The 13,047-nt window shown below is 64.5% G+C and carries 12 protein-coding genes; 1 reads left to right on the top strand and 11 read right to left on the bottom strand.

What is annotated here, in order from left to right:
• Positions 1-21: 21 nt before the first annotated feature.
• The 5 genes from EN869_RS18165 to EN869_RS18145 all read right to left on the bottom strand — a co-directional run bounded on the left by EN869_RS18165 (position 22) and on the right by EN869_RS18145 (position 6,439).
• A complete protein-coding gene (locus EN869_RS18165; RefSeq protein ID WP_127227050.1) occupies positions 22-1,644 on the bottom strand; it encodes a dipeptide ABC transporter ATP-binding protein in 1,623 nt (540 codons plus the stop codon).
• A complete protein-coding gene (locus tag EN869_RS18160) occupies positions 1,641-2,510 on the bottom strand; it encodes an ABC transporter permease (RefSeq protein ID WP_127227051.1) in 870 nt (289 codons plus the stop codon). Before EN869_RS18160 ends, EN869_RS18165 begins: the two co-directional genes overlap by 4 nt.
• Positions 2,507-3,454, bottom strand: coding sequence for an ABC transporter permease (locus EN869_RS18155; protein WP_127227052.1), 948 nt, complete (start codon positions 3,452-3,454; stop codon positions 2,507-2,509). Before EN869_RS18155 ends, EN869_RS18160 begins: the two co-directional genes overlap by 4 nt.
• An 81-nt stretch (positions 3,455-3,535) precedes the next feature.
• Positions 3,536-5,017 carry an ABC transporter substrate-binding protein gene (locus tag EN869_RS18150; RefSeq protein WP_127227053.1) on the bottom strand — a complete coding sequence of 494 codons (1,482 nt, stop codon included), beginning with the start codon at positions 5,015-5,017 and terminating at the stop codon, positions 3,536-3,538.
• A gap of 126 nt (positions 5,018-5,143) precedes the next feature.
• Positions 5,144-6,439: an acetylornithine deacetylase/succinyl-diaminopimelate desuccinylase family protein gene (locus EN869_RS18145; RefSeq protein WP_127227054.1), complete on the bottom strand. Its 1,296-nt coding sequence runs from the start codon at positions 6,437-6,439 to the stop codon at positions 5,144-5,146.
• Between the two features lie 260 nt (positions 6,440-6,699).
• Between EN869_RS18145 and EN869_RS18140 the strand changes: the two genes are divergently transcribed.
• Positions 6,700-7,131, top strand: coding sequence for a L,D-transpeptidase (locus tag EN869_RS18140; protein WP_127227055.1), 432 nt, complete (start codon positions 6,700-6,702; stop codon positions 7,129-7,131).
• Positions 7,132-7,256: 125 nt separating this feature from the next.
• Here EN869_RS18140 and EN869_RS18135 read toward each other — a convergent pair whose 3' ends face one another.
• The 6 genes from EN869_RS18135 to EN869_RS18110 form a co-directional block, all read right to left on the bottom strand.
• A complete protein-coding gene (locus EN869_RS18135) occupies positions 7,257-8,249 on the bottom strand; it encodes a lipid A biosynthesis lauroyl acyltransferase (protein ID WP_127227056.1) in 993 nt (330 codons plus the stop codon).
• A gap of 19 nt (positions 8,250-8,268) precedes the next feature.
• The gene (locus EN869_RS18130; RefSeq protein WP_127227057.1) at positions 8,269-9,297 is read right to left on the bottom strand and encodes a zinc-binding dehydrogenase; all 1,029 of its coding nucleotides are present in this window, start codon (positions 9,295-9,297) and stop codon (positions 8,269-8,271) included.
• A 39-nt stretch (positions 9,298-9,336) separates the two neighbouring features.
• Positions 9,337-10,608: a beta-ketoacyl-ACP synthase gene (locus tag EN869_RS18125; RefSeq protein ID WP_127227058.1), complete on the bottom strand. Its 1,272-nt coding sequence runs from the start codon at positions 10,606-10,608 to the stop codon at positions 9,337-9,339.
• 18 nt (positions 10,609-10,626) lie between these two features.
• On the bottom strand, positions 10,627-11,814 hold the full coding sequence (locus EN869_RS18120) for a beta-ketoacyl-ACP synthase (RefSeq protein ID WP_127227059.1): 1,188 nt from the start codon (positions 11,812-11,814) through the stop codon (positions 10,627-10,629).
• A 115-nt stretch (positions 11,815-11,929) separates the two neighbouring features.
• The gene (locus EN869_RS18115) at positions 11,930-12,211 is read right to left on the bottom strand and encodes an acyl carrier protein (protein ID WP_040981809.1); all 282 of its coding nucleotides are present in this window, start codon (positions 12,209-12,211) and stop codon (positions 11,930-11,932) included.
• A gap of 224 nt (positions 12,212-12,435) precedes the next feature.
• Positions 12,436-12,984: a histidine phosphatase family protein gene (locus EN869_RS18110; RefSeq protein ID WP_127227060.1), complete on the bottom strand. Its 549-nt coding sequence runs from the start codon at positions 12,982-12,984 to the stop codon at positions 12,436-12,438.
• Between the last annotated feature and the right edge of the window lie 63 nt (positions 12,985-13,047).

Raw genomic sequence — 13,047 nt, 5'->3', positions numbered from 1 at the left:
GCCCGGCCGGTTACCGGCTGCTTAGCCCTGTTCCTGCATTTTGCGCGCGATCGCGCGGTGAAGGTCGGGCGCCGCCGCGACGAGCGCCTGTGCCGCTTCCGAGCGCGGATGGTCGAGCACATCGCCGGTCTTGCCGCGTTCGACGATCTTGCCTTCATGCATGACCAGCACCTCGTCCGCCATGGCGCGGGCGACGGTCAGGTCGTGGGTGATGAAGAGATAGGCGATGCCGAGCTTCTGGTTGAGCTCGGCGAAAAGGTCGAGGATCTGGGCGCGGATCGAGACATCGAGAGCCGAGACCGGCTCATCGGCGACCACCAGCTTTGGGCGGGTGATGATGGCGCGGGCGATCGACAGGCGCTGGCGCTGGCCGCCCGAGAATTCATGCGGGTATTTGCCCATGTCGCGCGGCCCGAGCCCGACTTCATCGAGCGCATGCGCGATCATCTCGCGGCGCTCGGCCTTTGCCAGCTGCTTTTCCAGAAGATGCAGCGGCTCGGCCACCAGTTTCTCCACTTTCTGGCGCGGATCGAAGGAGCCGTAGGGATCCTGGAACACGACCTGCATGTCGCGCCGGGCCGGCTTTAGCGCCTGTTCCGGCTTGCCTGTGATGGCCTCGCCGCGAAAGCGGATCGTGCCCGCCGTTGGCTTGTCCAGGGCGAGGATCATGCGGGCAAGCGTGGACTTGCCGCAGCCCGAGCGGCCGACGAGCGCCACCGATTGCGCGGGCTCGATGGTGAGCGAGACATCGTCGACGGCGCGGATCGGCTGCGCCGGACGGAACAGGGATGCGCGCCGGCTCGGATAGTCCCGGCCGACGCCATCGACTTCGAGCAAGGGCTTTGCCGAGCCGGCAAGATGCTTTTTCGGACGCGCCGGCACATGCATGGAAGCCAATGCCAGCTCTCGCGTGTAGGGATGCTGCTGCTCGGATAGCGTGCGCGCCGTGTCGCCGGCTTCCGTCACCTCGCCATGGCGCAGGATGGTCAGGCGATCGGCCATCTCGGTCACGACGGCAAGGTCATGCGAGATGAGCAGCAACCCCATGCGGTTCTCGCGGACCAGATCGCGCAGGAGATCGAGGATCTGTGCCTGCAGCACCACGTCGAGCGCGGTCGTCGGCTCGTCGGCGATCAGCAGCTTCGGCTTGAGCGCGCAGGCGATGGCGATGACGACGCGCTGGCGCTGGCCGCCGGACAGTTCGTGCGGGTAGCGCGACAGCGGGAATTTGGCCTCCGGCAGCCCGACGCGGTCGAGGATTTTTCGCGCGCGCTCCTCGGCCTCGGCGCGGCCCGCCTTGGTGTGCCAACGTATGCCTTCGGCGACCTGCTCGCCGATGGTCTTGACCGGGTTGAGCGCCGTCATCGGCTCCTGGAAAACCATGCCGATATCGTCGCCGCGCAAGGCGCACATCTGGTCCTCGGTCGCCTTGAGGATGTCGATGCCGTCGAAGATGACGCGGCCCTCGGTGCGCGCCAGATGCGGCAGAAGCTGCATGATGGTCAGCGCCGTCATCGACTTGCCGGAGCCGGATTCACCGACCAGGCCGACAACCTCGCCGGGCGCGATGGTCAGCTCGACGCCTTTCAGGATCGGCGTGGCGCCGATCGTCAGCGACAGGTTCTCGATCTCGAGCAGGCTCATCGGCGCCGCCGCGATTTCGGATCGAGGATGTCGGCGATGCCGTCGCCGAGCAGGTTCAGCCCCAGCACGGTGACGACGATCGCCATGCCGGGGAAGATCGCCATCCAGGGCGCGGTCACCATGCGGGTCTGGGCGTCGAACAGCATGCGGCCCCAACTCGGCATCGGCGGCTGGGCACCGAGGCCGACATAGGAGAGCCCGGCTTCGGCGAGGATGCCCAGCGCGAACTGGATGGTGCCCTGGACCAAGAGCAGCGTCGCGATGTTGGGCAGGATGTGCTCGACGGCGATGCGCGTCATGCCCTTGCCGGCGGCGCGCGCTGCAAGGATGAATTCGCGCGGCCAGATGGCCAGCGCGCCGGCGCGGGCTACGCGGGCGAACACCGGGATGTTGAAGATGCCGATGGCGATGATGGCGTTGACGGCGCCCGGGCCGAATATCGCGGTGATCATGATTGCCGAAAGCAGCGCCGGGAAAGCGAAGACGAGATCGTTGACGCGCATCAGCGCCTGGTCGACCACCCCGCCGCGCGCGGCGGCGAAGGCTCCGAGCGGCACGCCGAGGCCCATGCCGATGCCGACGGCGACCAGCGCGACGGCGATCGAATTGCGGGCGCCGACCATGATCATCGACAGGATGTCGCGGCCGAAATGGTCGGTGCCGAACCAGTGCGCCCAAGACGGCGCCTGCGTTTTGTCGGCGATCACCAGCCTGGTCACGTCGTAGGGCGTCCAGACGAAGGAGATGAGCGCTACCACCACGACCAGCAGTGTGATGGCTAGCCCGATCAGGAAGGAGCGGTTGCCGAAAGCCTTGGCCAGCACGCCGGCAAGCGTTTCCTCGGGCAGGTCGATGCGCATGGTCATTGCCGGCCTCTAAGACGCGGGTCGACGATGGCGTAGGAGAAATCGACCAGGAGGTTGATCAGGATCACGGCGGCGACCAGAAGCATGACGATGCTCTCGACCACGATCAGGTCGCGCTGGGTGATGGCCTGGAAGATCAGCCGGCCGAGGCCAGGCAGGTAGAAGACATTCTCGATGATGATGGTGCCGGCGAGCAGGAAGGCGAATTGCAGGCCGAGGATGGTGAGCACCGGGATCATGGCGTTGCGCAGCGCATGGCGCCACAGAACGGCGCGATAGGGCAGGCCCTTGGCGCGCGCGGTGCGGATATAGTCCTCGTTGAGCACCTCGATCAGCGCCGAGCGGGCGACGCGCGCCAGGATTGCCGCCTGCGGCAAGGCCAGGGCCACGGCGGGCAGGATCAGGGATTTCAACGCCGTCCAGATACCGGCGCTCCAACCCGGAAAACCGCCGGCCGGCACCAGCCGCAGCCAGACGGCGAAGAGATAGATCAGCATCAGCGCGAACCAGAAATTCGGCACGGCGACGCCGAGCTGGGCGGCGCCCATAGCAAGCGTGTCGCCGGCGCGGCCCTGGCGGCTGGCCGAGAACACGCCGACCGGAATGGCGATGATGGTCGAGAGCGCCAGTGCGATCAGCGCCAGCGGCAGGGACACGGCGATGCGCTCGCGCACCAGGTCGATGACGGGTACCGAATAGGTGTAGGAGCGGCCGAAATCGAGGCTGAGCAGCCCTGCCACCCAGTGCAGGTAGCGCAGCAGCAGCGGCGCGTTCAGCCCCATCTGGTTGCGCAGCACCTCTACCTGGTCGGCGCTGGCATTCAGGCCCAGCATCAGCCGTGCCGGATCGCCGGGCAGGATCTCCATGACCGCGAAGACGACCATCGAGGCCAGCACCAGGGTGAGGGCCGCGATGGTGAGGCGTTTGAGGAGATAGGCGGTCATTGCGGAATGGTTAGGTTGCCGGGTGCAGAGACTGGGCAAAGATGGCGACGGAGCGCAACGTTTGCCCTTGGCCGACAGACCTCACTCGCTCCACTTCACCTTGGTGAGATCATCCGCCTCGATCGGCCAGTTGGTCCACATGCCCTGCAGCTTGGCGTCCCAGACGCCAATCTTGGGCAGCTCGAAAAGGTAGACGGCAGGCACGTCGTGCGCGAGAATCTTCTGCGCCTCGCCCAGCAGCTCCAGCCTCTTGTCCTTGTCAACCGTGGTGTCGAGCGCCTTGATGAGATCGTTGAACTTCGGATTGTCGTACTGAAAATAGTAGCCGGGCCGCGAATAGATATCGATGTCGTTTGGCTCGACATGGGAAACAATCGTCAGGTCGTAGTCCTTGTTGGTGAAGACCTGGCTCAGCCACTCCGCCCATTCGACCGGAATGATCTGCAGATTGACCCCGATGTCCTTCAGTTGGGACTGAATCACCTGGCCGCCGTCGCGTGCGTAGGGTACGGGCGGCAGCTTGATCGTGGCTGAGAAGCCGTTCTCCAGCCCCGCTTCCTTCAGATACTCCTTGGCCTTGGCGATGTCGTGCGGATAGACGCCGGTGAGATCGACATAGCCCGCATCGCCTGGCGAGAAATGAGAGCCAATCGGCTTTCCAAGGCCGTTCGAGGCGGCTGCGATGATGGCGCCGCGATCGATCGCCGAGGCGAGCGCTTGCCGCACCGCAAGCTTGTCGAAGGGTGGCTTCTTGTTGTTGATCGACAGGATCGTCTCGCCCTCGGTCGCGCCGATCACGACGCTGAAGCGCGGATCGGACTGGACCTGCGCAAGCGCGTCCTGCGCTGGCATGTTGGCGAAGGCCTGGATGTCGCCCGAGAGCAAGGCGGGGACAGCCGCGGCGGCGTCGGGAACGATGCGGAATGTCGCCTTGTCGAGCGCGGCCGGTGTGCCCCAGTAGCCCGGGTTCTTGACGAGCGTGATCTCGGAACCCTTGGCCCAGTGATCGAGCTTGAATGGACCGGTGCCGATCGGCTTGTCCTTATTGCCGTCGGCCGATCCCTTCGCCACGATCACCGCCGCAACAAGGGCCATGTTGTAGAGGAAATTGCCCTGCGGCACGTCGAGGGTGACCTTGACGGTCGCCGGATCGACCGCCGTGACATCGGTGATATGCGCAAAGAGCTGCTTTTGCGGATTGAGCGAATCCTTGGCATGCGCCCGGTCCAGCGAGAATTTCACATCGTCGGCGCTGAAGGCCGAGCCATCGTGGAACTTCACGCCGGCATGCAGCTTGAACGTGTAGACCTTGCCGTCGTCGGAGACGGCCCAGCTCTCGGCCAGACCGGGCTGAACCTGACCCTTGTCGTCGATGCGCGTCAGCCCTTCAAAGACGTTGGCATAGGTGACTTCGCCGATGGCCGCGGCCGCGCCGGCGGTCGGATCGAGATGCGGCGGCTCGAGCACGATGCCGAGCGTGAGATCGGTGCGGGCGGCAAAGGCCGACGTGGCGGCGGCAAGCGACAGGACGGCCGCGGCTAGGGTGGTCTTCCACAGTTTCATCGCTGAACTCCCATTGCTCAAATCTGCTCAAGCCGGCGGATAGAAGCGTGATTTCGCGTGCGAGTAAATTGCGTTTCGTGCTTCCTGGCGGTTCCTCGAGGAACGTTTTTCCTGCCGGCGCCGCGCTCAGTCCGTTGTCCCTCTCAGCAAAATGTTGAGGCCGATCGCCATCACCTTCGCCGATTCCACCATGTCGGCGATCCCTACCCATTCGTCCGGCCTGTGCGCGAGGTCGAGAATGCCCGGGCCATAGGCGATGCAATCATAGAGGTGGCCGATGCGCGCGACATGCTTCTGGTCGTAGGTGCCGGGCGAGATCACATAGTCGGGCTCGCGGTCGAACACTTCCATGATGCCTTTGGCGACAGCCTTCACCACCGGCGCGTCGCGCTCGGTCATCAGCGGCAGCACCTCCATCAGGTCGCGGATCTCGTAGTCGAATTTCTTGCGCTCGCGCTTCAGGCGTTCGAGGATGCCGGTGACCTCGCCCTTGACAGTGGCGATGTCCTCTTCGAGCAGGAAGCGCCGGTCGATGGTGAGCCGACACCAATCCGGCACATTGGGTGAGGGAAGTCCGGGCCGGAAATCCTCGGTCTGGCCGCCATGGATGGAATTGATGTTCATGGTCGAGCGCCGGGCGCCTTCCGGCACTACCGGCATGCGCGTCATCTTGCGGTCGAGCGCAGGGAAGAGTTCCTCTTCGAAAGCCTGCAAAACGGCGCCCATATGGCGCACCGCATTGTCGCCGAGAAACGGCATCGAGCCATGCGCGATCTCGCCCTTGGTCTCGATCTCGGCCCACCAGACGCCGCGATGGCCGAGGCAGATGCGATCCTTGTTCAGCGGCTCCGGGATGATGACGTGGTCGACCTTCGGCTTCGAGAAATAGCCGAGCCTTGCCAAATGGGCGACGCCACCGAAACCGCCCGATTCCTCATCCGCCGTGCCCGAGATCTCGATGGCGCCGGGAAAGTCCGGATAGGCTGCCATGAAGGCTTCGACGGCGATGACCGAGGCGGCCAGGCCGCCTTTCATGTCGCAAGCGCCGCGGCCATAGACCCTGCCGTCCTTCACCACGCCGGCAAAGGGATCGACGGTCCAGCCGTCGCCGGCCTCGACCACGTCGATATGCGAGTTGAAGTGCACGCAGGGACCTGGCGAACGGCCGTCGAAGCGGGCGACGACATTGACCCGCGGGTAGCGATCGCTGTCGCCGGGGGCGCCCTCCGCACGGATGAATTCGGTTTCGAAGCCGAGTTTCTTCAGACGCGCGCCAAGGAACTCGGCGCATGGCCGATAGGCCTCGCCCGGCGGATTGACGGTCGGGAATCGAATCAGGTCGGCGGTCAGCGCAACCAGGTCGTCTGACCGGTCCTCGACCGCCCCGAGAAGTCGCTCATTCTTGAAAAGTCGTTCACTCATTCGGCGGATTGAAGGAGGAACGCCGCACTTTTGCAAGCAAGCAGTTCCGCATTGCCACACGACGATCCGGGCATGGCCCAACGCCAGGCTTAAACCTCAGGGAGTGCGTGTCGGGGCGGCAACTATACCGGGAAAATCGTTCAAATTCACCGGATTGGATTGGCGGAATCGTCAACGAGTGTGTGGTAATTAACGCATCTGCCGGCAAAAAGATGGAAAAACCGCGCGAATGGCAGGGGCAATCGAAGGGGTTTGATCGCATGAAAAAGTTCGTTCTCATGGCAACCGTGCTGGCAAGCGCGTTGTTCGGCATGTCCATTGGAAGCCGGGCGGCCACGCTGGTCGCCAATATCGACGTCTCGTCGCAAACCATGACCGTGAGCAAATACGGCCAGGTGCTCTATCGCTGGAGCGTGTCGACGGCGCGCCCTGGCTATTTCACGCCGCGCGGCAGCTACCGGCCGCAATGGACCGCCCGGATGTGGTATTCACGCAAGTATGACAACTCGCCGATGCCCTATTCGGTGTTCTTCCACGGCGGCTTCGCCATTCACGGCACCGGGGCGGTGAGACATCTGGGACGCCCGGCGTCGCATGGCTGCGTGCGCCTGCATCCGGCCAATGCCGCGACCTTCTATACGATGGTCAAGGAAGTCGGCTTCGGCAACACGCGGATCGTCGTCACCAACTAAAGCGCGTCGCCATCTTTCAGATTCTCCATGCGCTTTGGTCTTTGATTTTACGCATGTCTTTATCCCGAAACGGGTTCCCACTTTCGGGAGACATGCTTTAGATCCGGGTGGGCAGCACCGGCCGGTTACTCGCCGGCCGTCGCCTTCGCCTGTCCGCGCTTGCGACGGCGGCCGCTGATTTCCCAGCGCTTGTGGAACCACATCCATTGGCCCGGGTCCTCACGCACCCAGCGTTCGACCACGTCGGTGAGAAGCTGGGTGGTGGCGGCGACGTCGACGCTGCCGTCTTCGGCGCGTGGCAAGGTTAGCTTGTCTTCGATTTCCAGCCGGAAGCGATTGCCCGGCAGCCTGACGCAGCGGGCGGGATAGACGTCACAGTCATAGTGGCGGGCGAGCATACCAAGCATCGGGTTGCTCTGGCATAGGCGGCCGAAGAAAGTCGTCTCCACGCCGCTCGAGAATTTCTGATCGACCAGCATGCCGATATTGCCGCCGCTCTCCAGGATGGCGGCAAGGGCGAAGGACGCGCCGGTGGCGGAGGGCAGCAGCGCGCCCATCGAGGAGCGGCGCGTCGAGTGGATGTAGTCGGCGAGATAGGGGTTGTTCGGCGGCCGAAACAGCGCCGTGATGTTCATGCCGAAGGTGGCGGCGGCCACCGGCAGCAGCTCGAAATTGCCGAGATGGCCAGTGAACAGGATGTGCGGCTTGTTTTCGCCGGCGATCTCGACGAAATGCTCGACGCCGCGGACCTCGACCCGGCCCGGCTTCGAGGCGTTTGGATCGAAGTCGAAGAGCGCGTCGAGGAAGATGTACTCGGCCGCGAGGCGGGCCATGTTGCCCCACATGTCGAGCGCGATGGCCTGGATCTCGGCGTCACTTTTTTCGGGATAGGCAAGGCGCAGATTGTCGACCGCCACGCGGTGACGCCCGACCATCGGGCCGATGCGGCGGGCGGCACGGTCGGCGAAGTTGAGCGCGCTGTCCGGAGGCAGCAGGCGCAGTATCGACAGCAGCACCATGGCGAGCTTGGCGACCAACCAGTGCTCCATCTGGCGCAGCCGCAGGCCGTAGCGGAACATGAAGTCCCGGCGGGCTCTCCTGAACACCTTGCCGACCATCCGCCTTTCCTGAAATGCTTTAGGAAACGCGCAGGATGATCTTGCCGAACACGTCGCGGCCTTCCATGCGCTTCAGCGCCGCGTCGATGTCGTCGAAACCCACCTCGGTATCGATCACCGGGGCAACGAGGCCGGCCGCCATCTTCTGCATGGCGTTGGCCATGTTCTCCATGCGGCAGCCGAAGGATCCGAGCAGCTTCAACTGCTGCTGGAAGAGCTGCATCAAATTGACCTGCGTCGAAACGCCGGAGGTCGAGCCACAGGTGACGAGGCGGCCGCCGCGCTTCAGGCACAGCATCGAGCCGGCAAAGGTGTCGGCGCCGACATGCTCGAAGACGACGTCGACGCCCTTCTTCTTGGTCAGCTTGCGCACGACGCCTTCGAACCGGTCCTCGCGGTAGTTGATGACATGGTCGGCGCCAAGCGCCTTGGCCTTGTCGATCTTGTCGTTCGAGCCGACCGTGGTGATGACCGTGCAGCCCATCTTCTTGGCCAACTGGATGGCGGCAGTGCCGATGCCGGAGCCGCCGGCATGGACCAGGATAGTCTCGCCGGGCTCCAGCTTCGCGTTGTCGAACAGCATGTGCTCGACCGTGCCGAAGGTCACTGGCGCGACCGCTGCGCCGATCTCGGTGACGCCGGGCGGAGCGGGTACCAGCAGGCGAGCCGGCAGGTTGATCTTTTCCTGGGCGAAGCCGTCGAGATGGAAGCCGTGCACGCCCGAGACGTGCTCGCAGAGATTGTCGCGGCCTTCGCGGCAGGCCCGGCACAGCCCGCAGGTGCGCGCGCCATAGATCGACACCAATTGTCCCGGCAGCAGGTTGGAGACGCCGGGGCCGACAGCCTCGACCTCGCCGGCGGCTTCGGCGCCGACGACCAGCGGCAGCTTGCGCTTGGCGAAGGCCATGCCGCGCCAGCCCCAGACGTCGATGTGGTTGAGCGCCACCGCCTTGATGCGGAGTGTTACTTCGCCCAGCAAAGGCGGCGGGGGAGGCGGCAGGTCCACCGTTTCGAGACGGCGGTCCTCGATAAGTTGCAATGCGCGCATAGGGCCTGTCGGTTTCGTGAAAAGCGGGAAAACGTCCGCTTAGACCGGTTCCCGCGCCATGACAAGGCAGGTGTTCTGGCCGCCGAAGCCGAAGGAATTCGAAAGGACGGTGCCGACCTCGGCGTTGCGCTTCTTGTTCGGCACGACGTCCAGCACGATAGCCGGATCGGGATTGTCGTAGTTGATGGTCGGCGGAATGACGCTTTCGCGCATCGTCATCAGCGAGAACGCGGCCTCGACGGCGCCGGCGGCCGACAGAGTGTGGCCGATCATCGACTTGTTGGACGAGATCGGCATCGAGCCGATGCGCTCGCCGAAAACGGTCGACAGCGACAGGTGCTCCATCTTGTCGTTTTCAGGCGTCGAAGTGCCGTGCGCGTTTACGTAGTCGATCTCGTCTTCGCTCAAGCCGGCGTCGGCAAGGGCGGCGCGCACCGCCGCGATCGCCGGCGAACCGTCGGGCTTGGAGCGGGTGCGGTGGAAGTCGTCGGCCTTCTCGCCGCAGCCGCGCATGATACCGAGGATCGTTGCGCCACGCGCGAGGGCCGCTTCCAGCGATTCCAACACCAGCGCGCCGGAGCCTTCGGCCAGCACGAAGCCGTCGCGGTCCTTGGAGAAAGGCTTTGAGGCCTTTTCCGGGATGTCGTTGTGGGTGGAGAGCGCCGAGAGCAGCGAGAAGCGGATCAGCGCCTCGGCGGTCGCCGAGCCGTCGGCGCCGATCGACAGCGCCTTGTCGCACTCGCCGCGGCGGATCGCCTCGACGCCGAGCTGAATGGCGGTGGCGCCCGAAGCGCAGGCGGTCGACAGAGTGATCGGCAGGCCGCGCGTGCCGAAGCGGTCGGCCAAGCGATCGGCGATCGAGCCGAATTGCGTGGTCTCGAAAACGTCGAGCTCCTTCAGCGCGCGGGCCACTCGCAGCAGCCGCTCGGCGCCGGCATCCTGCTTGTCGGAATTGTAGAGCGAGAAGCGGTCGGCCCAGTCGAGTTCGACCGGCGGCGAGGCGAGGAACAGCGGGCCGCCGAAATCGCCGGAATCGAGGCCGGCTTCCGAGACTGCTTCCTGCGCCGCGGTCTCAGCCAGTTCGTAGGTGAGGTGACTGGCGCCCTTGGAGCTCGACGGCAGGAAGTCGACCATCCCGGAGATGCGGGTGTTGAGCTGGTCGACCGGAAAGCGGGTGATCGGATGGATGCCGGATTTGCCGGAGGTCAGCGCGTCCCAATTGTCCTTTTTACCGACGCCGAGCGAGGTGACGACGCCAATGCCGGTCACGGCGACGATCGGCCTGCCCATATGATCGCGGAGATTGGCCATGCTTTTGTCTGCCTCGTTCTAAGCGGCTCTAACCAGCCCCAGGCCTTCGAATTGGTGATAGCCGATCGCCGTTGCAAGGACGGAAGCCGGGGCGCCCGCGAATGGGCGCTCCACTGTGGCATCGAAGACAGGGTAGGCGGCCTTGCGGTCGACGGCCATTGCCGCCAGCGCAACGGCGAAGGGAAACTGCGCTTCCTTCATATGGCCGGTCAATGTCGAAAAGGCACGCGCGGCCAAAGCCGGATTGGCGTCGAGCACCGCCTTTTCGGCGGCGGTGGCGGCGTGCGCGCCGGAGGCGGCGGAAATCGTAAGCAGGTCGCCGTCGGGCAGCCGAGCCTGCTTTAGCAGCGCGGCGATCTCGGCATTCAACTCGCCGCGCCGGCGCCTGGCGCGGCCGGAAACGACGGGGCCAAGCTCGGCATAAATCTTGCGGCCGCGGCTTTGCGCATGCTCGCGCTGTTCGAGCACCAGGAAAGCGCCGCCGGAGCCGGTCACCACGCCCCCTCCTTCGCTGCCTTGGCGCTGCCAGACCGGCTTCCACGGGCCGCGATGCAGGTAACCGGCAAGCTCATAGCCGAGCAGCATGTCGGAATGCTCGGTCTGGAAGGCGCCGCCGACCAGCACGTGGGTGGACTGACCCGAGCGGATGCGCGCGGCTGCCGTCTCGACGGCCGAGACACCGGCGCCTTCCTCGCCCATGAAGGTGCGCGACGAACCGGTCACCTTGTGGACGATCGAGATGTTGCCAGCGAGCAGGTTGGAGAGCTGCGCGAGGAACAAAGTCGGCCGCAATTCCGTGGTCAGTTTCTCGTTGAGCAGCACGTCGCGGTCGTTGCGGCTTTCGGAAGCAGCCAGGATGGCGGCATCCACGGCCTCGTCGCGCTCGCCGCCGCCGGCCGCCACAACCATGTCCATGGTCGTGGAAAGCTCGTCATTGCCCTTTATGCCCGCATCGTCCAGCGCAAGCCCGGCGGCATAGGTGCCAAGGCGCTGCCAGGTTTCCATCTGGCGCTGGTCGCCGCGCTTGGCGATCTGCAGGTTCCAGTCGATCTCGGGTAGCGGATGGATGGTGTAGGGCGCGAAGCGTTCGGCCTCGAGCACCGGCTGGAAACCGGGCTGCATCAGCTTCTGCCAATGCGCGTCGGGGCCTTCTCCCAGCGAAGAGACAAGGCCGATGCCGGTGATGACAACGTCGTGGGAACTCATGGGCGGCTGTTGTGGGTCAGGCGACTTTTTGACTTTGCGCATGATCCTTTCCGAAAATCGATGCCGATTTCGGGGTCATGCGCTGAGCGCGTCAAGTTCACGCGCTCTCTGGACATCAGGCGTTCTTGGCCGCGACCAGCGCGTCGATCTTGGCGCACAGGTTCTTCATGACGAAATAGTCATCAGTCGAAGCCTTGCCGTCATTGACTTCCTGCGTCCACTTCTCGAGCGGCACTTTGATGCCGAATTCCTTGTCGATGGCGAAGACGATGTCGAGGAAATCGAGGCTGTCGATGCCGAGATCGTCGATCGTGTGGCTTTCGGGCGTGATGGTGTCGATATCGATCTCGCTGGTGTCGGCAATGATCTTGGCGACTTTCTCGAACGTGGTGGACAAGGTCTCTTCCTTCGGGTTGCGGGCGGAATCTGTCCGCATCTTGTTTGGGCGCTGTCTAATCGGTTTTTCCCGGCAGGAAAAGGCCTGATGCGCCGGCCGCAGATGGGATGCCGGCTTTGCGAACGCAATCCAAAAGCAGTGCGCCGGGCTTGCGGATTTGCGTTTGCGGCCGCCGCCGGTGGCATTTCTGCAACAAAAGCGCCTTAAAAACGGATAACCGGCCGTCAGAAAGTCACGCGTCCCAGCACCTTGAGGCCGTCGCCGTCCGGCGCCACCACCACGGCCTCGCCCTCGCGCGGCGCGATGCCAGTGAGCGCCTGGATGTTTTCGAGATGCGTGACCAGTACCAGATTGTCTGAACCGGAATAGCCGCGGATCTCCTTCATGATCGCGGCGATCTGCGCGGCTTTCTCGCTAGGGTCGGTTTTCAGCAGATCGAGCGGCGCGAAAGGTTGCGGCTCGGCTTCGAAAGCGATGCGGGCAGTATCGAGGCAGCGGCAGTAGCGGCTGGAAAGCACGTGATCGATCGGCGCCGCGCGGGCCGCGAACAGCGCGCCGATGCGGCTCGCCTCCTGCTTGCCGCGCTCCGACAGGTTGAGCTGGGTCGCGCAATTGCCGATGTCGAAATTCGCCGGGTCGGTCGCCCCGGTGACGAAGGCATGGCGAAGCAGCACGACACGGCCGCCGTCGCGCAGCAGCGCCCACCCGGCGTCGGTTGCGTGGGCAAGGCTCGGAGCCGTCAGGAGAAAAAGCGCCAGAACAATTCGCAGCATCAGAAGTCCCTTGGCAGCCCGGCGGGGCCAGGCCGTGATCGGCATATAGGGACCGCAAAGCCC

Source organism: Mesorhizobium sp. M2D.F.Ca.ET.226.01.1.1 (assembly GCF_004022705.2).
GTDB lineage: Bacteria > Pseudomonadota > Alphaproteobacteria > Rhizobiales > Rhizobiaceae > Mesorhizobium.
The sequence above is the reverse complement of the archived record's forward strand: the minus strand, read 5'-3'. Positions and strand labels throughout refer to the sequence as shown.

Bases quoted from the DNA above. Each gene is read 5' to 3' on its own strand.
- EN869_RS18165 (WP_127227050.1), bottom strand. From the start codon at position 1,644: ATGAGCCTGCTCGAGATCGAGAACCTGTCGCTGACGATCGGCGCCACG.
- EN869_RS18160 (WP_127227051.1), bottom strand. From the start codon at position 2,510: ATGACCATGCGCATCGACCTGCCCGAGGAAACGCTTGCCGGCGTGCTG.
- EN869_RS18155 (WP_127227052.1), bottom strand. From the start codon at position 3,454: ATGACCGCCTATCTCCTCAAACGCCTCACCATCGCGGCCCTCACCCTG.
- EN869_RS18150 (WP_127227053.1), bottom strand. From the start codon at position 5,017: ATGAAACTGTGGAAGACCACCCTAGCCGCGGCCGTCCTGTCGCTTGCC.
- EN869_RS18145 (WP_127227054.1), bottom strand. From the start codon at position 6,439: ATGAGTGAACGACTTTTCAAGAATGAGCGACTTCTCGGGGCGGTCGAG.
- EN869_RS18140 (WP_127227055.1), top strand. From the start codon at position 6,700: ATGAAAAAGTTCGTTCTCATGGCAACCGTGCTGGCAAGCGCGTTGTTC.
- EN869_RS18135 (WP_127227056.1), bottom strand. From the start codon at position 8,249: ATGGTCGGCAAGGTGTTCAGGAGAGCCCGCCGGGACTTCATGTTCCGC.
- EN869_RS18130 (WP_127227057.1), bottom strand. From the start codon at position 9,297: ATGCGCGCATTGCAACTTATCGAGGACCGCCGTCTCGAAACGGTGGAC.
- EN869_RS18125 (WP_127227058.1), bottom strand. From the start codon at position 10,608: ATGGCCAATCTCCGCGATCATATGGGCAGGCCGATCGTCGCCGTGACC.
- EN869_RS18120 (WP_127227059.1), bottom strand. From the start codon at position 11,814: ATGAGTTCCCACGACGTTGTCATCACCGGCATCGGCCTTGTCTCTTCG.
- EN869_RS18110 (WP_127227060.1), bottom strand. From the start codon at position 12,984: ATGCTGCGAATTGTTCTGGCGCTTTTTCTCCTGACGGCTCCGAGCCTT.